Annotated in this window: 19 protein-coding genes; 11 read left to right on the top strand and 8 right to left on the bottom strand. The window is 67.9% G+C overall.

Features of this window, described 5'->3' with window-relative positions:
- Positions 1 to 13 precede the first annotated feature (13 nt).
- From EV651_RS18685 to EV651_RS18650, 8 genes are all read left to right on the top strand, one after another.
- Positions 14 to 1,192, top strand: coding sequence for a TadA family conjugal transfer-associated ATPase (locus EV651_RS18685; protein ID WP_133786484.1), 1,179 nt, complete (start codon positions 14 to 16; stop codon positions 1,190 to 1,192).
- Positions 1,189 to 1,986, top strand: coding sequence for a type II secretion system F family protein (locus tag EV651_RS18680; RefSeq protein WP_133786483.1), 798 nt, complete (start codon positions 1,189 to 1,191; stop codon positions 1,984 to 1,986). Before EV651_RS18685 ends, EV651_RS18680 begins: the two co-directional genes overlap by 4 nt.
- A gap of 62 nt (positions 1,987 to 2,048) precedes the next feature.
- Positions 2,049 to 2,765, top strand: coding sequence for a type II secretion system F family protein (locus EV651_RS42435; RefSeq protein ID WP_238157038.1), 717 nt, complete (start codon positions 2,049 to 2,051; stop codon positions 2,763 to 2,765).
- Between the two features lie 105 nt (positions 2,766 to 2,870).
- Positions 2,871 to 3,242 carry a DUF4244 domain-containing protein gene (locus EV651_RS18670; RefSeq protein WP_133786482.1) on the top strand — a complete coding sequence of 124 codons (372 nt, stop codon included), beginning with the start codon at positions 2,871 to 2,873 and terminating at the stop codon, positions 3,240 to 3,242.
- 109 nt (positions 3,243 to 3,351) lie between these two features.
- Positions 3,352 to 3,999, top strand: coding sequence for a TadE family type IV pilus minor pilin (locus EV651_RS42985; RefSeq protein ID WP_255512209.1), 648 nt, complete (start codon positions 3,352 to 3,354; stop codon positions 3,997 to 3,999).
- Positions 3,996 to 4,451 carry a flp pilus-assembly TadE/G-like family protein gene (locus tag EV651_RS43290; protein WP_370352922.1) on the top strand — a complete coding sequence of 152 codons (456 nt, stop codon included), beginning with the start codon at positions 3,996 to 3,998 and terminating at the stop codon, positions 4,449 to 4,451. The genes EV651_RS42985 and EV651_RS43290 overlap by 4 nt, the downstream gene beginning before the upstream one ends.
- A 186-nt stretch (positions 4,452 to 4,637) precedes the next feature.
- Positions 4,638 to 5,258 carry a response regulator transcription factor gene (locus EV651_RS18655; RefSeq protein ID WP_133786480.1) on the top strand — a complete coding sequence of 207 codons (621 nt, stop codon included), beginning with the start codon at positions 4,638 to 4,640 and terminating at the stop codon, positions 5,256 to 5,258.
- Positions 5,259 to 5,396: 138 nt separating this feature from the next.
- Entirely contained in the window at positions 5,397 to 5,813 is a 417-nt protein-coding gene (locus EV651_RS18650) for an NYN domain-containing protein (protein ID WP_133786479.1), read from the top strand.
- Between the two features lie 38 nt (positions 5,814 to 5,851).
- Here EV651_RS18650 and EV651_RS18645 read toward each other — a convergent pair whose 3' ends face one another.
- From EV651_RS18645 to EV651_RS18625, 5 genes are read right to left on the bottom strand one after another with little or no spacing between them, the layout of a single operon-like run.
- A complete protein-coding gene (locus tag EV651_RS18645; RefSeq protein WP_133786478.1) occupies positions 5,852 to 7,099 on the bottom strand; it encodes a CehA/McbA family metallohydrolase in 1,248 nt (415 codons plus the stop codon).
- 57 nt (positions 7,100 to 7,156) lie between these two features.
- Positions 7,157 to 8,257: an ABC transporter ATP-binding protein gene (locus EV651_RS18640; protein WP_133786477.1), complete on the bottom strand. Its 1,101-nt coding sequence runs from the start codon at positions 8,255 to 8,257 to the stop codon at positions 7,157 to 7,159.
- On the bottom strand, positions 8,257 to 9,078 hold the full coding sequence (locus EV651_RS18635) for a carbohydrate ABC transporter permease (protein ID WP_133786476.1): 822 nt from the start codon (positions 9,076 to 9,078) through the stop codon (positions 8,257 to 8,259). The genes EV651_RS18640 and EV651_RS18635 overlap by 1 nt, the downstream gene beginning before the upstream one ends.
- Positions 9,075 to 10,010 (bottom strand): carbohydrate ABC transporter permease, encoded by a 936-nt coding sequence (locus tag EV651_RS18630; RefSeq protein WP_133786475.1) that lies wholly within the window; start codon positions 10,008 to 10,010, stop codon positions 9,075 to 9,077. Before EV651_RS18630 ends, EV651_RS18635 begins: the two co-directional genes overlap by 4 nt.
- A complete protein-coding gene (locus EV651_RS18625; RefSeq protein ID WP_133786474.1) occupies positions 10,010 to 11,437 on the bottom strand; it encodes an extracellular solute-binding protein in 1,428 nt (475 codons plus the stop codon). The genes EV651_RS18630 and EV651_RS18625 overlap by 1 nt, the downstream gene beginning before the upstream one ends.
- A gap of 290 nt (positions 11,438 to 11,727) precedes the next feature.
- On the opposite strand from EV651_RS18625, the gene EV651_RS42430 reads away from it, so the two are divergent.
- Positions 11,728 to 11,898: a hypothetical protein gene (locus tag EV651_RS42430; protein ID WP_238157037.1), complete on the top strand. Its 171-nt coding sequence runs from the start codon at positions 11,728 to 11,730 to the stop codon at positions 11,896 to 11,898.
- 65 nt (positions 11,899 to 11,963) lie between these two features.
- On the opposite strand, the gene EV651_RS18620 is transcribed toward EV651_RS42430, so the two are convergent.
- From EV651_RS18620 to EV651_RS18610, 3 genes are all read right to left on the bottom strand, one after another.
- Positions 11,964 to 12,731, bottom strand: coding sequence for a ricin-type beta-trefoil lectin domain protein (locus tag EV651_RS18620; RefSeq protein WP_238157035.1), 768 nt, complete (start codon positions 12,729 to 12,731; stop codon positions 11,964 to 11,966).
- A 331-nt stretch (positions 12,732 to 13,062) separates the two neighbouring features.
- On the bottom strand, positions 13,063 to 13,497 hold the full coding sequence (locus EV651_RS42425; RefSeq protein ID WP_238157034.1) for a hypothetical protein: 435 nt from the start codon (positions 13,495 to 13,497) through the stop codon (positions 13,063 to 13,065).
- A gap of 36 nt (positions 13,498 to 13,533) precedes the next feature.
- Positions 13,534 to 15,843 (bottom strand): DEAD/DEAH box helicase, encoded by a 2,310-nt coding sequence (locus EV651_RS18610; RefSeq protein ID WP_202870395.1) that lies wholly within the window; start codon positions 15,841 to 15,843, stop codon positions 13,534 to 13,536.
- Positions 15,844 to 16,035: 192 nt separating this feature from the next.
- Here EV651_RS18610 and EV651_RS18605 point away from each other — a divergent pair, with 192 nt between their 5' ends.
- Both EV651_RS18605 and EV651_RS18600 read left to right on the top strand, forming a co-directional pair.
- Complete coding sequence (locus tag EV651_RS18605) at positions 16,036 to 16,365, top strand: STAS domain-containing protein (RefSeq protein WP_130387202.1); 330 nt, start codon at positions 16,036 to 16,038, stop codon at positions 16,363 to 16,365.
- Positions 16,366 to 16,603: 238 nt separating this feature from the next.
- Positions 16,604 to 18,907 (top strand): sodium-translocating pyrophosphatase, encoded by a 2,304-nt coding sequence (locus EV651_RS18600; protein WP_133786471.1) that lies wholly within the window; start codon positions 16,604 to 16,606, stop codon positions 18,905 to 18,907.
- Positions 18,908 to 18,961: the final 54 nt, after the last annotated feature.

Below are 18,961 nucleotides of genomic sequence, written 5' to 3'. Positions count from 1 at the left end.
GAGAGGTGCCCGCATGACCAACACCGTCGTACCTGCAGGCCTTCTGGACCGCGTCCGCAGCACCCTCGCACTCACCGGCTCCGAGCCGACCCCAGTGCACGTAGCAGCAGCTCTCCGCGCCGACGGCACCGTCTGCGGCGACGCAATGGTCCTCGCAGTAGTCACCGCCCTGCGCAGAGAAGCCCTAGGAGCCGGTCCACTCGACAGCCTGCTCGCTGAGCCCGGCGTCACCGATATCCTGGTCAACGGCCCCGACGAGGTCTACATCGACCGTGGCCGCGGCCTCGAGTTCGTCGCGATCCGCACCGGAGACGAACCGGCCATCCGCCGCCTCGCCACCCGCCTCGCCGCCGCCGCAGGCCGCCGCCTCGACGACTCCACCCCGTACGTCGACGTCCGCCTCGCCGACGGCACCCGCTTCCACGCCGTCCTGGCCCCGATCGCCGCCCCAGGCACCTGCCTGTCCCTGCGCGTACCGTCCCGCAAGGTCTTCACCCTCGACGACCTGGTAGCCGCCGGTGCCCTCCCGCAAGCAGGTGCCGCAATCCTCCAAGACCTCCTCGACTCCCGCCTGGCCTTCCTCATCAGCGGCGGCACCGGCACGGGCAAGACCACCCTCCTCAATTCCCTGCTCTCCTTGGCGAATCCCGCCGAACGCCTGGTCGTGGTCGAAGACGCCAACGAACTCCGCCCCGATCACCCACACGTGGTACGCCTCGAAGCCCGCCCACCCAACATCGAGGGCTCCGGCGAGATCTCCCTCCGAGACCTCGTCCGCCAAGCCCTCCGCATGCGGCCCGACCGCCTCGTCGTAGGCGAGGTCCGAGGCCCCGAAGTAGTAGATCTCCTGACAGCCCTGAACACCGGTCACGAAGGCGGCTGCGGAACCATCCACGCGAACTCCGCCTCGGATGTACCCGCCCGCCTGGAAGCCCTGGGCGCCCTCGCGGGCCTGTCCCAATCCGCCGTCCACAGCCAAGCAGCCTCCGCCCTACACGCCGTCATCCACCTCACCCGGACCCCCACCGGCCACCGCCGCATCACCGAAATCCACACCCTCGCCAAACCCCCGAACGGCCCCCTGACCACCCACCCCGCAGTCACGTTCCACCCCGACAACACCCTCACCCTCCACCCGCCGTCCCACCTCTTCACCGCCCCCACCCAGGCAACCCCCGCAGGTGCCGCATGAACCCAGCCGCCCTCGCCGCCCTCCTAACCTTCCTCGCCTGCACCTTCGCCCGCCCACCCCGATCTGCAGGCCTCCACCGACTGACTCCCGCCGCCCGCACACGACGAACCCACCTCAGATCCCCCAACTCCCGAATCTGGCTCCTAGCCCCACCGACGGCATTAGCCACCGCCCTCCTCGGCCCCCAAGCGCTCGTCACCGCCCTGGCAACAGCAGCCGTCCTCGCCTTGATCGCCCACCAACGAGCTCACCACCAAAACCAGAAATCAATCGCAGCCCGCCGAGCCAACATCATCGAAGCCCTCGACGTCCTCTCCGCCGACCTCACCGCCGGCCGCCCACCCATCGCCGCCCTGGAAGGCGCCGCGTCCATCAGCCCCGACTTCGAACTGCCCCACGCCGCAGCCAAACTCGGCGCCGACGTCCCCGCCGCGCTCACCCGAGCCGCAGCCAAACCCGGCGCGACCAGCCTCCGCGCCCTGGCCGCAGCCTGGCGCGTCACCGAAGAATCCGGAGCCGCCTTCGCCACCCTCACCGAACGCCTGGCCGATTACCTCCGAGCCGACGAGGCAATCCACCGCCAAACCGAATCCAGCCTCGCGGGCGCCCGCTCCACCGCCCGAATCCTCGCCGTCCTCCCGGCGTTCGGCATAGCCCTGGGCTACCTGCTGGGAGCCGACCCCCTCACCTTCCTAACCACCACCCCACCCGGCTGGCTCTGCCTAGCCGCAGGCCTCGCCCTCACCGCAACAGGCCTCCACTGGACCACCCAAATAGCCACCCCCCAACCCTGAAGCCCACCCACCGCCGCTCGCACTGTGCCCGCCCCTTCACCCGCACCCCCACGAGACTCCGCATGCTCCACGCACTGACCGCAGCCGCAGCTGTTGCCCTAAGCACCTACCTCCTGATCCCACCCCGACCCGACCTCCGACGCCTCACCCCACCGCCACCTCGCGTCCGCAACCAAGCTCCGCGATCCCACCGACTAGCCGCACTAACCGCGACACTCGCCGCCCTCGCACTCATCGGCCTTCCGTGGGGTCTCATCCCAGCCGCGATCGCGTACTACTCCATCCCCCGAGCCCTGTCCCGTCTCGAACCAACCACCACCAAACAGCGCAACGCCCGCATAGCCCGCGACCTCCCCCTCGCGATCGATCTCCTGACCGCCTGCCTCCGAGCCGGCCGCCCACCCCAACACGCCCTGACCCTCGTAGCCGAAGCCCTCCCCGGCCCACTAGCCGATGTCTTCACCAAAATCGCGCACTACTTGGCGCTAGGAGCCGACCCGACCACCGCTTGGGCTCACCTACGCACCGAACCGTCCTGCGCCCCCATCGCCCGAGCCATCACCCGCTCACTCCGCTCCGGAGCCCCACTCACCAAAACCCTCGAACACCTCGCCGACGAAACCCGCCGAGCCCACCACCACACCGCCGACCAACAAGCCCGAGCCGCAGAATCCCGAGCCGCCCTGCCCCTGGGCCTCTGCTTCCTCCCCGCCTTCGTACTCCTCTCAATCGTCCCAACAATCGCCGACGCCCTAATCCCCTACCTCCTCCACCCCTAACAACCCGCCCCTTATCCACAGCCCAGAACTCCTTTGAAAAAAGGCGATCCAACAACGGCATGTTTACCGACAACCCCCGCAGCACCCAAGCCCGCAGGAGCCCAAATGCCCAAGGCAGCAGCCACCAGCAACCGTCCACTCCTGACCCAAGCTCAAGCCGCCTCGCACCCCGTCCCAGACCTCCACAACCAACTCGAGCCCCGCACGCGTGACATCACCAGCCGGGTACGTCGCGCGCGCGCCACCCCCGTCCGCGCTACAAACATCCGTCGCCTCTGTGGCAGGGGCATCAACCGCCTCCGCAACCGCCCAGAACGCGGAGCCGTAACAGCCGAATACGCGATCATGATCGTCGGCGCCTGCGCCATCGGCGGCGTTCTGGTCGCCCTTCTCAGATCCCCCGCCATGCAGAACGCCCTCAAAGCAATCATCAACTACGGCCTGAAAATCGCCGGCGTAGAAGGCGTACACCTCTGACCCAACGCCACGAACCAAGCAGGCCAATCGCTCCCGACAAGCCGGCAACCCCTCAATCCGGCGGCCGGCCGATGCCCCCTCCCCGGCCGGCCGCCACCCAAGGATCCCCATGCCCCACCACCCGGCCTCGCCAACCCCACGCGCTCCTGCCGCACGAACAACCACCGCAACCCGAGCCGACCACCCAACCCGAGCCAACCACGCAGCCCGAGCCGACCACGCAACCCGATCCGACCACGCAACCCGAGCCGACCACGCAACCCGAGCCGACCACGCAACCCGAGCCGACCACGCAACCCGATCCGACCACGCAACCCGAGCCGACCACGCAACCCGAGCCGACCACCCGACGCGAGCCGATCACGTGAGCCGCGCCGACCACCCGACCCGCGCTGGGCGCGCGGACCGAGGTGAGCGTGGGGCTGTTACGGCTGAGATGGCGTTGGCGCTTCCGGTGCTGGTTTCTCTTCTGCTCTTGGGGATGTGGTCCATCGGTCTCGTCGTGCTGAACATCCGCTGCATAGATGCTGCCCGCGATGTGGCCCGGGCCGTCGCCCGCGGAGAGTCGCTCGATCAGGCGAAGGCGATCGGTCGCCGCACCGTCCCCACAGGCACGATCGTCATCAACCGCGACGCATCAGACATCCAAGTGACAGTCACTGCCATTCCAGCCCACAAGCCACCCCTCCTCACCTTCCTGTCTCCCACAAGCCTCAAAGCAACCGCCACCCTCCAAGCGGAACCGGACACGCCATGACCCGTACCGAACGAGGCAGCGCCACCCTCCACACCCTCTTCGCGGCCGTACTCCTCTTCACGGCTTTCACTGCAGCAATCCTCTGGTCGGCAATTTCCACCGCCCGCCACAAACTGGCCAGCGCCGCAGACCTAACCGCCCTAAGCGCCGCCCAATCCCTAAGCACCGCCCAGCCCTCAAGCACTGCCCGGCCCTCAAGCACTGCCCAGCCCTCAAGCGCTGCTCGGCCCATCGATTCCTCCGGTCAGCTCGAGCGTGACGAGCGGACTGAGGGCATCGCGCCGCCTGCAACACCTTGTGCGACAGCCGCTCGGGTAGCTGTGCTCAACAAGGTGCGGCTTACTGCGTGCGTTGTCGCTTCCGACGCAGTAACCGTTGAAGTCTCGCTCCAGCTTGATCTCCGGCTGACCCGTCCAACTCTGACCGCGGCGGCACGCGCCGGGCCGCTATGAACTCGCCGCGTCAACCACTCGTTGCGTGCTCGGTTCTGGAGTGATCGCGATCTGGTCGCAATCTGGTAGAGATGCCGCGTTGATGTGGACGACGTACGGGAGGTCGCTCCATGATCGGGAACCGAGTACTGCTCATGTTCCCGGACGTACTTCCCCGACGCCCGGACGGTAACCTCGGAGGCTCGCTTGCCCAACCGGATTCGGCTGCTGCTGGTCGACGACCAGATCCTCAGCCGAGGCTTGCTCCGCAGCGGTCTGGAGCGTGAGCGCGATCTGGAGATCGTTGCCGAGCTCAACCGATCTGACGATGTCGTCGGTGCGGCCAAACGGCACCGTGCGAACGTCGCGCTGGTCGATGCGGGCGGGCCGGGCAGCGACAGCATCACTGTGACGACCAGGTTGCGTACGTCGATGCCGGAGTGCCGGGTCGTGATGCTCACGACGTACGGGCGGCCGGTGCACCTGCGTCGCGGGCTCGATGCCGGGGCGAAGGGGTTCGCGTTGAAGAGCAGTCCGGCGCCGCAGTTGGCGGATGCGGTACGGCGGGTGCACCTCGGTCTGCGCGTCGTCGACGCGAACCTCGCGGCCGAGAACCTCAGGTACTCCGACACGCCGCTCAGCGAGGAGGAGACAGACACGCTCCGCGCCGCCCGCAACGGCGGATCGGTCGCGCTGATGGCGCAGAAGCTGGACGTGTCCGAACGCGTGATCCGTAGCCGCCTCTGGTCCGCCATCGGGAAGACGGGCGCACGCACCCGCTCCGACGCCGTCCAAATAGCCGAACAAAACGGCTGGTTGCTCGACTGACAGCGCCGGCATGGCTGGTCGCTCCAGACAGTAGCCCGGCCGGTGCCGGCGATCCCGCTGGATGGCAGTCGTACGGCGGGTGCCTGACATCGCCTGCCGCCAGTCGCTCGCGCGATCAGTGGGAGGGAGACTGAAGCGGTGAATGGTGACCGGAGCAGTGTGATCGTGGTTGATGCTGCGAACGTTGTCGGGTCCCGGCCGGACGGGTGGTGGCGGGATCGTGTCGGCGCGGCTCGGCGGTTGTTGACGCGGCTGGCGGCGTTGGAGGAACGGTTGTCTGACACGGATGTGGTCGTGGTGCTGGAAGGCGCTGCTTGCCGGGCGGTGTCGGGGGACGACGCGCCGGAGACGGGTCGTGTTCGGGTGGTGCTGGCGTCAGGGTCTGGTGACGACATCATCGTGAGCGTGGCCGCGGAGGTTGCCGCGCAGTCGCATCATCCGGCAGTCACTGTGGTCACCGCGGACCGCGAGCTCAGGCAACGAGTCGAAACCATCGGCGCGACGACTACCGGCCCTCGCTGGCTCCTGGACCAGCTGGACGCCCTGTCTGAATAGGCAGCAGACAGCTGCATCGCGTGTGTCGGAAGGTGGCGTCAGGTGCAGGTGGAGAGGAGTTTGCCCGTGTGGGTTATGAGGAGGTGGGGGCCGGGCGTAGCTGGGAGGCGTGCCCTGTCGGTGCGGATGGGGTGACGGGTGCCGTCGGGGGAGATGACTAAGGAGTTGGGGGCGTTGAGGGCTATGAGTTCGTCGTCGGCTCGGACCAGGACGGGTGCGGTGTAGGACCAGGAGAGGGCGGTTCGGCCGGCGGCCAGGGCTTCGAGGGTGGCGGCGGGGAGTTCGTCGGGGCCTTCGGCGGAGGCGTCTACGGCGGTCCAGGTGGTGGGAGAGCCGGGTGGCGTGATGGACGTCGGGTTGTGCCAGTCGCTGCCGCCGATGGGCGTGGTGCCTTCTAGGCCCCAGGCTTGCCACCACGCAATGGGTCCGCCCCACGTGTGGTCGAGCCAGGAGGAGTGCCAGATCTCGGCGAGCGGTGGATGTTCGGGGAGTGGGTGACGCCAGGAGCAGTCGCCGCCGAGTGGGTGGTTGATCGAGAGCAGACCTCCGCGGCGGGCGACCTCCGTGACCCAGGTGGCGGCGGGTTGGCGGAAGTCGATCGGGCCGATGGCGCCGAACGCGTTCGCGTGGCCCGTGTCGGTGGTGACTTCCTGGCCGGGGATGAGGCCGAGGTCGAAGCGTTTGCTGCGCGAGGGGAGTTCGGCGTGGTGGGAGGTGGTGTTGTGGTCGGTGACGGCCAGTACGTCGAGACCGGCCGACACACCGAGTGCGGCGAGGTTGGCGACCGGGGTCGAGCCGTCGGAGTGGAGGGAGTGCGCGTGAAAGTCGCCGGCGATCCACTTCAGTCCGGAGGATGCGGGGAGGGTACGGCGCGGTGGTCGCGGGGGTACGGCGATTGCCGCCGCGGCGTCGGCGTACTCGGTGAGGCCGGGGATGGTGTCGACCGGGCCGGTGACTGCTTCGACGAGGAGTTCGACGCCTTCGACCGGTACTCGGTGCAGGCCTAGGACGACCCACCAGGTGCCTGGTTCGAGTTCGCCGGGGACGTAGCCGGGGGTGGCTGCGTCGGGGGTGATCGCGAAGGTCTGGCGGGCGCCGCCGGACCACCCGCGCCAACCGGCCGCACCTTCGCAGCCGACGTCGATGACGGCGCCTTCGACGGGCGGGACGGTCAGGGTGACGAGCAGGCCAGGGCAGTTGGCCGGGATGTCGACGGGCAGAGAATGCCAGACCGACTCGGCGCGGTCGTCGAGTGTCCAGCGGCGACGGTACGACGTGACGGCCATCAGGCGATCCCCCCGCTCACGGACGAGCTCTGAACAGCCATCAGGCGATCTCCCTGCTCACGAACGAACTCTGGCGGTGCTGTCTGCGGAGGTGAGGAGTTCGCCGGTGTCCTGGGTATAGAGGAGGACTCGGGAGGTGGGAGCGGTGAGGACCACCGGGGTGCCGGGGGCAGGCTCGGTTTCCTCGGGAACGGTGACGCCGATGAGGGTGCCGGCGCAGTCGACGCTGACGAGGGACTGGGTACCGAGGTTTTCCACGACGACAACCTCGCCGCGGAGGGCGGGGCCGCTGACGTCGCCTGTCGACAGCGTCAGGTACTCGGGCCGGATACCGACCGTCACCTCGGCGTCCGCCGGGGTGGAGGAGGTTGTCGCAGGCAACGAACCTCCGGCCACGGTGACGGCACCGTCGGCGGTGACCTTGCCGGGGAGGAGGTTCATCGGGGTCGAGCCGATGAAGTTCGCCACGAACGTGTTGGCGGGGCGCGCGAACACTTCCCGCGGGGAACCCAGCTGCCGCAGCTTGCCCGAGTCCATGACGGCGATGCGGTCGGCCAGCGCGAGAGCCTCGGCTTGGTCATGGGTGACGAAGACCGTGGTGATGCCGAGGTCGCGCTGGAGCTTCTTCAGGAAGGTGCGGGCCTCGAGGCGGAGCCGTGCGTCGAGGTTCGACAGCGGCTCGTCGAGCAGCAGGACCTTGCCTTCGGACGCGATCGCGCGGGCGAGGGCGACCCGTTGCTGCTGCCCGCCGGACAGTTGGCCGGGCTTGCGTTCGAGCAGCCCCTGCAAGGACAGTTCGCCCGCAGTGCGCTCAGCCGTCGCGGAACGGGTGGCGGCAGCGACCCGGCGTACCTTCAACGGATAGGTGATGTTCTCGGAGACGCTCATGTGGGGGAAGAGCGCATAGTCCTGGAACACCATCGCGACGCCGCGCTTGCCCGGCTCGGTGCGGGTCACGTCCGCCGCGTCGATGCGGATGCTGCCCTCGCTCGCGGACTCCAGGCCGGCGATCGTCCGCAGCAGCGTGGTCTTGCCGCAGCCCGACGGGCCGAGGAGGGCGAAGAACTCGCCGTCGGCCACGTGCAGGTCCAGCCCGTCGACGGCGCGGACGCCGTTCGGGTAGACGGTTGCGAGGCCTTCGATGTCGATGCCCGCCATCAGCTCTTGATCCCTCCGTGGAAGCGGAACCCGTAACGCGAGTTCACCAGCAGGTACAGCACGACGACCGGGATCGAGAACAGCAGCGAGAACACCGGCAGCACCTGCAGGTTCACGCTGCCGCCTTCGTCGGTGAGGGTCTGCATCAGCACCGCACCGGGCTGCTTGTCGATCGACCGGATGAGCAGGAAGGGCACCAGGAAGTTGCCCCAGGAGTTGACGAACGCCCAGACCATGATGGTCGCCAGCCCGGGGCGTGCGACCGGGAGTACGACGTCGCGCAGGATCTGGCCGGTGGACGCACCGAAGACCCGCGCCGACTCCTCGTAGGACTTGGGAACCGCGTCGACGAAGTCCTTCAGGATGAAGATGGCCGCCGGCAACAGCCCGCCGGTCATCACCAGCGCGACGCCGAACCGGGAGTCGATCAGCCCGAGCTGGAACATCATCACGAAGATCGGCACCATCGCCGCCGTCCCGGTGACGACCGAGGACAACAGCAGCAATCCGTACAGCAACGCGTCCCGCCCGGGGATGCGGACCCGCGACAAGGCGTACGACGCCAACGCGGCGAACGCGGTGACCGCGACAGCCGTCGTCACGCAGATCAGCAGCGAGTTGACCATCGAGTGCATCGCATACGGGTGGTCGAGCGTCTTCCGGACGTTCTCCAGCGTCCAGTCCGGCCAATGCACTCCAAGGCCCGGCGACGCATCGAACGGCGCCGACGCGATCCACAGCATCGGTACGGCGAAGAACAGCGTGATAGCGCAGATCAGCACGTAGAAGCCGATCCGGCGCACGACGTAGCCGGGCCTCATGAGCGCCTCCGGAGCAGCCGCAGATAGACCAATGAGACCAGGAGGTTCGCAATCAGCAGCAGGAACGAGATCGCCGACGAGTACCCGAGCTCACCGCCCTGCAGCGCCACGTTGTAGATGTAGACCGGCACCGTCTCGGACTCGTGGTTCGGCCCGCCCTTGGTGAGCAGGAACGGCGAGAAGTCGTTCGCCGTCCACAGCGAGATCAGCAGCGTGTTGGTCAGCACATGGCCGCGGATGTGCGGAAACACGATGTCCCGCAGCGTCTGCCACCCCGATGCGCCGACCATCCGCGCCGACTCGAGCTGTGACGGCGGGACGGCCTGCAGCGCCGACGAGTACAGCATCATCGAGAACGCCGTACCGCGCCACGTGTTGAACACCACCAGGCACGCCATCGGGTAGTCGATGAGCCACGCGGTTCCCGGCGTACCCAGGATGCCGTTGAGTGTGCCGCCGTCCCGGTCGTAGAAGGCGACCCACAGGTACGCGACCACGGTCGAAGGCAGGATCCAGGCCAGCAGCGTGAAGGCCTCGACCGTACGGCGGACCACCGGGCGGGTGCGGCGAAGAACCCACGCCAGTGTGAACCCGAGGATGTTCTGCCCGATGATCGCGGAGCCGAGCACGAACAGCAACGTCAGCCACAACGCGTTGTGGAAGAGCGCGTCGTTCAGCGCTTTCGTGTAGTTCGACAACCCCACAACCGACGGCGACACGGCCTCGACGCCGGTCAGCCGGTAGTTGGTGATGCCGATGTAGATCGTCCAGATCGCGGGGAAGACCAGGAACGCGCCGATCAGCAGCATCGCGGGCGCGACGAAGCCGAGTGCGCGGCCGACGCCGAGTCCCGCGACGTCCCCGGCCGGACCACGTGTACGCCGTGCCGGCTCAGGGGGCCGAGCCGGCACGGGTGCGGAGGCGGAAGTCATCAGTTACTGGTGACCTTGTCCTTGCCGCCGGCCGCGGTCTCGACGACCTTCTGGTACGCCGTCGCGGCGGCGTCGGTGCTCTTACCGCCGACCACGTCCGCGGTCGCCTGCTGCAGTGCCGCGGAGACCTTCGGGTACTCGGCCCGGCCCGGACGGTACTGCGTGATCGGCAGCACCTTCTCGGCGACGAAGCTCAGCATCGGGTCGCTCTTCAGCACCTCGCTGTTGACGTCCGACCGCTGCGTGATCTTGGCGGCACCGGCCAGCGACGCCTTGACCATCTCCGCGGAGTTCATGAACTGCAGGAACTCCCAGGCCTGCTGCGGGAACTTGGTGTTCGGGTTGATCACGGTCGCGCCGCCGCCCGACATCGACACGAAGTCCTGGCCCTTCACGCCGGCACCCGGCTTGCTCGCCGGGATCAGCGCCCAGCCGACCGCGGCGTCCCGGTCGGCCATCTTCGCGACGCCTGCCTTGGGCTCGACGACGCTGCGCCAGAAGTAGTCGCTCTCGAGCAGGATGCCGATCTTGTTCGCGGCGAACTCGGCGAACGACTTGTCCCGGCCCTTGGCTTCGCGCTGCAGCACCGGGTCGCCGAGGCCCGTCGAGTAGACCTGGTGGTAGAAGTCCAGCACCTGGCGCAGTTGCGAGGTGTTGCCCAGCCACTTGCCGTCGGAGAACACAGTCGCGCCGGTGCCGACCAGCAGCGGCAGTACGCCCTGCATGGTGGTCGCCTCACCCATCGCGGTGCCGGCGTTGATCTGGATCGGCGTCACACCGGAGATCTTCTTGAGTGCCTGACCTGCGGAGATGATGTCGTCCCAGGACTTCGGCTGCCAGTCGGCGGGCAGTCCGGCCTGCTGGAAGAGCTTCTTGTTGAAGTACAGGACCCGTCCGTCGGTGCCACCGGGTACGCCGTACCGCTGGCCGTTGTAGCTGCCGAGCGCCTGGACCGACTCCGGGATCTGCTTCCAGCCGTCCCAGTCGTCGACCTTGGCGGCCTCGCCGACGGTGTCTTTGAGCGGCTTGATGTAGTTGGCCTGGGCGAACTCGCCGACCCAGATGCCGTCGATCTGGAACAGGTCCGGTCCGGACTTGTTCGACAGGTCGAGGGAGAGCTTCTGCTTGTAGACCTCGTCGTCGGAGCCGTCGCCCTGGAACTTGACCGTGACGTCGACGCCCTTGCCCTTCTGGTCGGCGACGAACTTCGGGATCAGGACGTCTTGGATGAAGGTTGCCCCGGCGCTGCTCTTGCCGCCCTTGACCGAGTTCGACCCGAAGGTCAGCTCGACCTTCTTGGCGTCGGCGTTCCGGTTCGCGTCCTGATCGCCGCTGCCGGAGTCGGACGAGCCGAGGCATCCGGTGAGCAGGGCGAGGGCCGCGGCGCCGAGTACGCCGGCGGTGGTCAACCGCGAGAGTGATCGCATCAGGGCTCCTTGCAGAAGTGGTCCAGCGACAGTGCCGGTCAAACATTGGCACTCATCGGCGACTATGTGAAGACTTTTTCCCAACCCCGAGGCGAACGTTGTCAGGGGGCTGTGGGCAACCAACCGTGAACTGTCAAGTCCGGTTCCCGCGTGATGCGTTGCGGAAGAGTTAAAGGATGCTCAAGGTTCTGTGACAACCGGTAATTACGTAGATACAGAGGGTGAATGGTCGAGCTACTGTCTAGCCGTTCGATTCAGCGGATCGGAGGTGAATGACGTGTCACTGCTCCATGGAGTCGCTTGCCTTGTCGACGACCTGCTCGGGCATTGCTGGTGCTGGTGGTGACCTTGGCCTGCGCGGTGACGACACCGGGCTCCCGCTGACGCGCAAGCAGCGGGACATCCCGGAACTCATCCCCGAGCACCGCTTGGCCCCACCGCGAGCGAGAGACAAGGAGTGAAAAACGGCCGACCCCGACGATGTCGGGGCCGGCCGTCCTCTCGTTGGCCAGTGTTCGAACTCGACTCAGCTCTGAGCCAGCTGCATCATCTGCTTCGGCAGTGTCGTCATCTGGGCCGGGATCGGGACCTGCGGCCTGAGCAGCGAGAGCAGGCTGGCGGCCGCGCCCGCGATCGGCAGCGGCAGGGCCAGGCCCAGCGACGCCAGCAGCGCGTTCACGAGGGCCAGCACCGCGCCCAGGATGTCCAGACTCGGGATCGGCAGACCGCTCCAGGCCTGGATCGGCGTGCCGGCAGCGCTCATCGTGCCGGTCGGTTGCGCCTGCTTGGCCTTCCCCTTGCCAAGCAGCGACGTCAGGGCGAGTCCACTGGCCTCGTTCACGAACGTGCCGGTGTCCTCGTCGTAGTTCCACTTCTGCCCGGTGCCGCTACGGCAGGGCAGGACCAGCAGTGGAGCGGAAGCCGGCACCTTGGCCAGGTCCGCGCCGCTGTCCAGGCAGGCTCCGGTCGTCGCAAGGGCGCCACCGACGCTCTTGCTCATCGCGACCTGCAGCTGGCCGGACTCGGTGTAGATCCACTCCTGGGTCTTGCCTTCCTTGCCCGGGGCGCACGCCATCATGACCGCCATCGGGACCTTGTCGGCCGCGACGAACGTCAGGCAGTAGCGCGTGTCGGAGCGGGTGGCGATCTGTTGTGCCACACCCACCGATACGCCCGGGGCCTTCGAACCACTGGGTGCCGGGTTCGCGGCTTGGGCCGGTACGGCGGTGGCGAGGGCCACGCTGACCGCGAGCACCACCACGCCGGTGCGGCTGAACAGCTTTCGGATGATCAAGACAACCTCCAGAGGTCGTGCCATCTCATGGCGTCAGGTCGTCGGGACCCCGTGGCGCGAGCCGGGTGTGCCGGCAGTGACTCAGCGCGACGTTGACGCCACAACCAGTAAGGCATAGGTGTGACCGGGGAGGTTATGCCGATTCGGCGAAACTTGATGCCAATGGCAACTAACTGCCAGGCGCAGTTGGTTGCGCCAGGCATCTACATCGAGCCGTCGGCTAGCTGTGCAGTCGCCGTGCGGAGGCTGTGTTTCGATCGAGATCTTACAGCAATCCGGTGGGATGCCGGTGATCGTCAGTGCATGGTTGATGCCCTAGGCAACAGAGTGGTCAGTGGTGCTGCTTGGTGTCCTTGGGGTCCGGCGCCAGCTCCTGCTCGGTGGCCAGGCGCTCGTCGCCGGGGGCTTCGCGGGTGCTGTCGACGCCGGCGGGGAGGTCGGCGGACGCATCACTCTGCGTGATCTCGCCTCCGACCGTGTCGCTTGGCGCAGTCGAAGTCACCGCAGGGGTGCCGTTCGTCGCCTGGGCGCGCAGTTCGCGCATCTCCTTGCGGCGGCGCAGGTCGCGTCCGAGGCCCTTCTTCAGCAGCCACAGGGCGACGACGAGGGCGGCGCCGGTGACCGCGCCGAGGAAGAACACGGTCGGCACCGAGACGCCGAAGTCGACGCCGAAGACCTCCAGCTTGGTGGAAGCGTTCGACGAGACCGAGACGCCCAGCCCGAACAACACGGCCAGCACGATCAGGACGATTCCGAGAACGGCCATGGCGACCCGCCTATCTGCCGGCCCGGAGCCGGCCCTTCAGGCCTCACTGCTTAACAGTGCGGAGAGCAGCGCGACCGCGCCGCTCTTGTCGAGTGGGTTGTTCTGGTTCCCACACTTGGGTGACTGTACGCACGACGGGCACCCTTCCGTACATTCACAGTGTGCAATCGCCTCGCGTGTCGCCGTCAACCACTCACGCGCCGCGGCGTACCCGTGTTCGGCGAAGCCGGCCCCGCCGGGGTGGCCGTCGTACACGAAGACCGTGAGTTGGCCGGTGTCGGCGTGGCGGGCGGTGGAGACGCCGCCGATGTCCCAGCGGTCGCAGGTGGCGAAGAGTGGGAGTAGGCCGATCGACGCGTGCTCGGCGGCGTGGGCCGCTCCCGGCACGTCCTCCAGCCCGAGGCTCTCGACGACGGTGTCAGGCATGGTCCACCACACGGCTTTGGTTCGCAGGGTGCGCTCCGGCAGGTCGAGCGGCTGTTCGTCGAGTACGTCGCCGGTGGCGATCAGCTTGCGCTGGTACGAGATGACCTGGCTCGTCACCTGGACCCAGCCGCGCGACAACTCCGCCGTACCCCACGAGCACGTCTCCTCGGTCGCGAGGATGCTGATCTCGGTGACGTCCCGCGCGAACGTCGTGTAGTCCGGGGAGGCCGGCTCCACGACCGCGGCGTGTCCCTCGAGGTCGAGCGAGCGCACCAGGTACGACTCGCCCGCATGGACGTAGACGGCGCCCTCGTGGACCGACGCATGGGCCGAGCCGCCGTCGACCGTGCCGAGCAGACGGCCGGTCCGGTCCTCCACGATCTGCACCGTCTTCCCGCCAGCAGACCGGATGTCGATGGCGTCGACGGCTCGCTCGCGGCGCGTCCAGAACCACCCGTGCGGCCGTTCGCGCAGCGCGCCCTGCCGCACGAGCTGGGCGATCACCTGCGCCGTCGTCTCCCCGAAGATCTCGTAGTCGTCGGGCGTCAGCGGCAGCTCTTGCGCAGCCGCACACAGCTGAGGCCCGAGCACGTACGGGTTCTCTGGGTTGAAGACCGTAGCCTCTACCGGGCGCCCGAAGATCGCTGCCGGGTGTCGCACCAGGTAGGTGTCCAGCGGGTCGTCCCGTGCGATCAGCAACGCCACCGCGTCCCCACCTGCCCGGCCAGCGCGTCCAGCTTGTTGCCAGAGCGATGCGCGTGTACCGGGCCAGCCAGAGAGCAGTACGGCGTCCAGCCCGGCAATGTCGATGCCCAGCTCGAGAGCGTTCGTTGCCGCGACTCCCGTGAGCTCACCGCTCTGCAGCATGCCCTCGAGCCGCCGGCGTTCCTCAGGTAGATAGCCGGCGCGGTACGCCGACACCTGATCGATCAGTGTCGGGTCGACCTCGGCCAGGTTCTCCCGGGCCGTCATCGCAACCGACTCGGCTCCACGCCGCGACCGGACGAAGGCGACCGTACGGACACCTGTGACGACCAGATCGGTCAGGAGGTCGGCTACCTCGGCTGTGGCGGACCGGCGTACCGGTGCGCCGTTCTCGCCGTGCAAAGAGGTCAGGGGCGGCTCCCACAGGCCGAACGCGATGCCACCGCGCGGAGAGCCGTCCTCGACCACCTCCACCATCGGCAGCCCGGTCAGGCGCTCACCTGACACCGCCGGCTCGGCCACTGTCGCCGAAGCGCAGACAAAGATCGGATGCGCCCCGTACTGCGCGCACACCCGACGCAGCCGCCGCAGTACGCCGGCGACATGCGCACCGAAGACGCCGCGGTATTGGTGGCACTCGTCAACCACGACGTACTGCAGGCAGCCCAGGAAGCGCGCCCAGCGTTGATGGTTCGGTAGGACCGACCGGTGCAGCATGTCCGGGTTGCTGAGCACGTACGTCGCGTAGTCGCGCGCCCAGTCGCGCTCGGTCCGCTCCGAGTCGCCGTCCAGCGTCGTGGCCCGCAGACCGGGCACGGAGTACGCCGAGACCGCGCGGAGCTGATCGTGGGCGAGTGCCTTGGTCGGAGACAGGTACAACACAGAGGCGGTACGGCGGTGTGGTGAGGCCGCCTGCGCGATGCTCAACGTGGCGAAGGCCGGCAGCAGGTACCCGAGCGACTTGCCGGACGCCGTCCCGGTCGCGACGACCACGTGTTTCCCGGCGTACGCCGCCTCGGCCGTCGCCACCTGGTGAGTCCAAGGGGCCGTGATGCCGGCGTCCCGCAGCTGGTCGAGGACCTCGGGCGGGACCCAGCGCGGCCAGTCACACGTTTGTCCCACGCGCGGCGGCACCGACTCGACATGCGTCAGCCGGTCGTCGCGACCAACGGCCAGGCGCTTCAGGACAGCAGCCGCCTCACCACCTGCACGCATACCTGGCACCTTAGGCCCTGGCATAGACACTTGCTCGCTGAGGACCAGCTGAGAGCTGCACGCTCGGATGCACGCGCTTTTTCGGGACGGGAATCGACTTCGGGTGGGCGAGATGAAAGAGTTTTCGGCAACGGGTCTCACTCACGGTCCGTACATGGTTGAATGCAGCAGTTCACGGGATCGGAGGCCGAAGTGGATCTGTCGCTGACCGCGCGCGCCGAGGGCGGGCGCACCGTCATCGAGGTTGCGGGGGAGATCGACGTCTACACCGCACCGAAGCTCCGCGAGAAGATCGCCGCGCTCGTCGACGAAGGGGTCTACGACCTGGTCATCGACCTGGAACGCGTGGAGTTCCTGGACTCCACCGGCCTGGGCGTTCTCGTCGGCGGACTGAAACGGGTGCGCACCCACGACGGATCCCTGTCCTTGGTCTGTACCCAGGAACGGCTGCTGAAGATCTTCCGGATCACCGGCCTGACCAAGGTCTTCGACATCCACCCGGACGTCGCCTCGGCGATCTGATCGCAGCGAAACGGTGGTCGCTTCACTACGTTCGGTGAACGTTGCGCCCAGGTTGCGGCGCAGGGCTTGCCGGGTCGGCCGGGTATGGCGTAGACCACCCTGTCGTCAGGTCTGGTCGGGAACCCGTTAGAGTAACCCACCGCGCCAGGCCACTGGCGCTGTGTCGTATTTCCCCAACCCTTCGGTTGCGGCAGACGGGGGCCGTCAAGCCTGGATGGGTTGCCTACAAGGAGGACGGATGTCCGCGCTGCTTGCTCCACAAGCGGTGGATCTTTCGTCGAGCAACACCACACTGGTGATCGTCGTCGGGGTGATCGCGATTCTCGCGGTCGTCATCGCGATGGTCTTCCGGGGCCAGGTGCTTGCCGCGAACGATGGCACCGAGAACATGAAAACGATCGCCGCGGCGGTTCAGGAAGGCGCTTCGGCGTACCTGAACCGGCAGTTCCGGACATTGTCGATCTTCGCCGTGGTCGCGTTCCTGTTGCTGTTCCTGCTGCCGGCGCACACCGACGGCGGCAACGAGACCACGCTGAAGATCTTCCGCTCGGTGTTCTTCCTGGTCGGCGCGGGCTTCTCCGCGGCGATCGGCTACCTGGGCATGTGGCTCGCGACGCGCGCCAACGTCCGGGTCGCCGCGGCCGCGCGGGCCGAGGGCCGCGATCCGGCCATGCGGGTCGCGTTCCGTACCGGCGGCACCGTCGGCATGGCGACCGTGGGCTTCGGCCTGTTCGGCGCCGCGCTGGTCGTGCTGCTGTTCAAGGGTGACGCGCCGACGGTGCTCGAGGGCTTCGGCTTCGGCGCCGCGATGCTCGCGATGTTCATGCGGGTCGGCGGCGGTATCTTCACCAAGGCCGCCGACGTCGGCGCCGACCTGGTCGGCAAGGTCGAGCAGAACATCCCCGAGGACGACCCGCGGAACGCCGCGACGATCGCCGACAACGTCGGGGACAACGTCGGCGACTGCGCCGGTATGGCGGCCGACCTGTTCGAGTCGTACGCCGTGATGCTGGTGGCCTCGCTGATCCTCGGCAAGGCCGCGTTCGGCGAGCAGGGCCTGATCTTCCCGCTGATCGTGCCGGCCATCGGCGCGCTCACCGCGGTCCTCGGTGTCTTCCTGACCCGCCCGCGGACCGGCGAGAACGGTCTGCGCACGATCAACCGCGCGTTCTACATCTCCGCGGTGGTCTCCGGTGTGCTCTGTGCGGTGGCGGCGTTCGTCTACCTGCCGAGCAGCTTCAAGGACCTCACCGGCGCGACCGGCTCGATCGCCGCGACCGACGGTGACCCGCGGCTGATCGCGACCATCTCGGTGATCATCGGCATCGTGCTGGCGGCGATCATCCTGGCGCTGACCGGTTACTTCACCGGCACCGAGGACAAGCCGGTCAAGGACGTCGGCAAGTCGTCGCTGACCGGCGCCGCGACCGTGATCCTGTCCGGTATCTCGGTCGGCTTCGAGTCCGCCGTCTACACCGCCGTGGTGATCGCGGCAGCCGTGTACGGCGCGTTCCTGGTGGGCGGGTCCGGTGTGGTCGCTTTGTTCGCGATCGCGCTGGCCGGATGCGGTCTGCTGACCACCGTCGGCGTCATCGTCGCGATGGACACCTTCGGCCCGGTCTCCGACAACGCGCAGGGCATCGCCGAGATGTCCGGTGACGTGGACGGCGAGGCGGCCCAGATCCTCACCGAGCTGGACGCCGTCGGCAACACCACGAAGGCCATCACCAAGGGCATCGCGATCGCGACCGCCGTACTGGCCGCCACCGCGCTGTTCGGTTCCTACACCGACGCGATCCGCACCTCGCTGGCCGAGAACTACGCCAAGTTCGAGGCGGACGCGCTGGTGTTCAACCCGGGCACGCTGGTCGGCCTGATCCTCGGTGCCGCGGTCGTGTTCATGTTCTCCGGTCTCGCGATCAACGCCGTCGGCCGCGCCGCCGGTGCGGTCGTCTACGAGGTACGCCGCCAGTTCCGCGACATCCCCGGGATCATGGAGGGTACGGGCAAGCCGGAGTACGGCAAGGTGGTGGACATCTGCACCCGCGACTCGCTGCGGGAGCTGGCCACTCCGGGTCTGCTCGCGCTGACCGCGCCGATCGCCGTGGGCTTCGGTCTCGGCGCCGCGGCGCTGGCCGGCTACCTGGCCGGTGCGATCGGCTCCGGCACGCTGATGGCGGTCTTCCTGGCCAACTCCGGTGGTGCCTGGGACAACGCCAAGAAGCTGGTCGAGGACGGCAACCACGGCGGCAAGGGCTCGCCCGCGCACGAGGCCACCGTCATCGGTGACACCGTCGGTGACCCGTTCAAGGACACCGCCGGACCGGCCATCAACCCGCTGATCAAGGTGATGAACCTGGTCTCGGTGCTGATCGCGCCGGCGGTCGTCGGGATGTCGTCGATCGGCGACGACACCAACACGCCGCTGCGGATCGTCATCGCGGTCGTCGCCGTGGTGATCCTGGCCGCGGCCGTGTACGTCTCCAAGCGCCGGGAGTCGGTCATCTCCGACACTCCGGCCGAGGTGAACGCCGCAGCCTGATCGCAGGATGTGCCGCTACGGCCCGCCGGTTCCGACCGGCGGGCCGTTGCGTAT

The organism is Kribbella sp. VKM Ac-2571 (genome assembly GCF_004362255.1).
GTDB lineage: Bacteria > Actinomycetota > Actinomycetes > Propionibacteriales > Kribbellaceae > Kribbella > Kribbella pratensis.
This window is presented reverse-complemented; position numbering and strand designations above follow the sequence as displayed.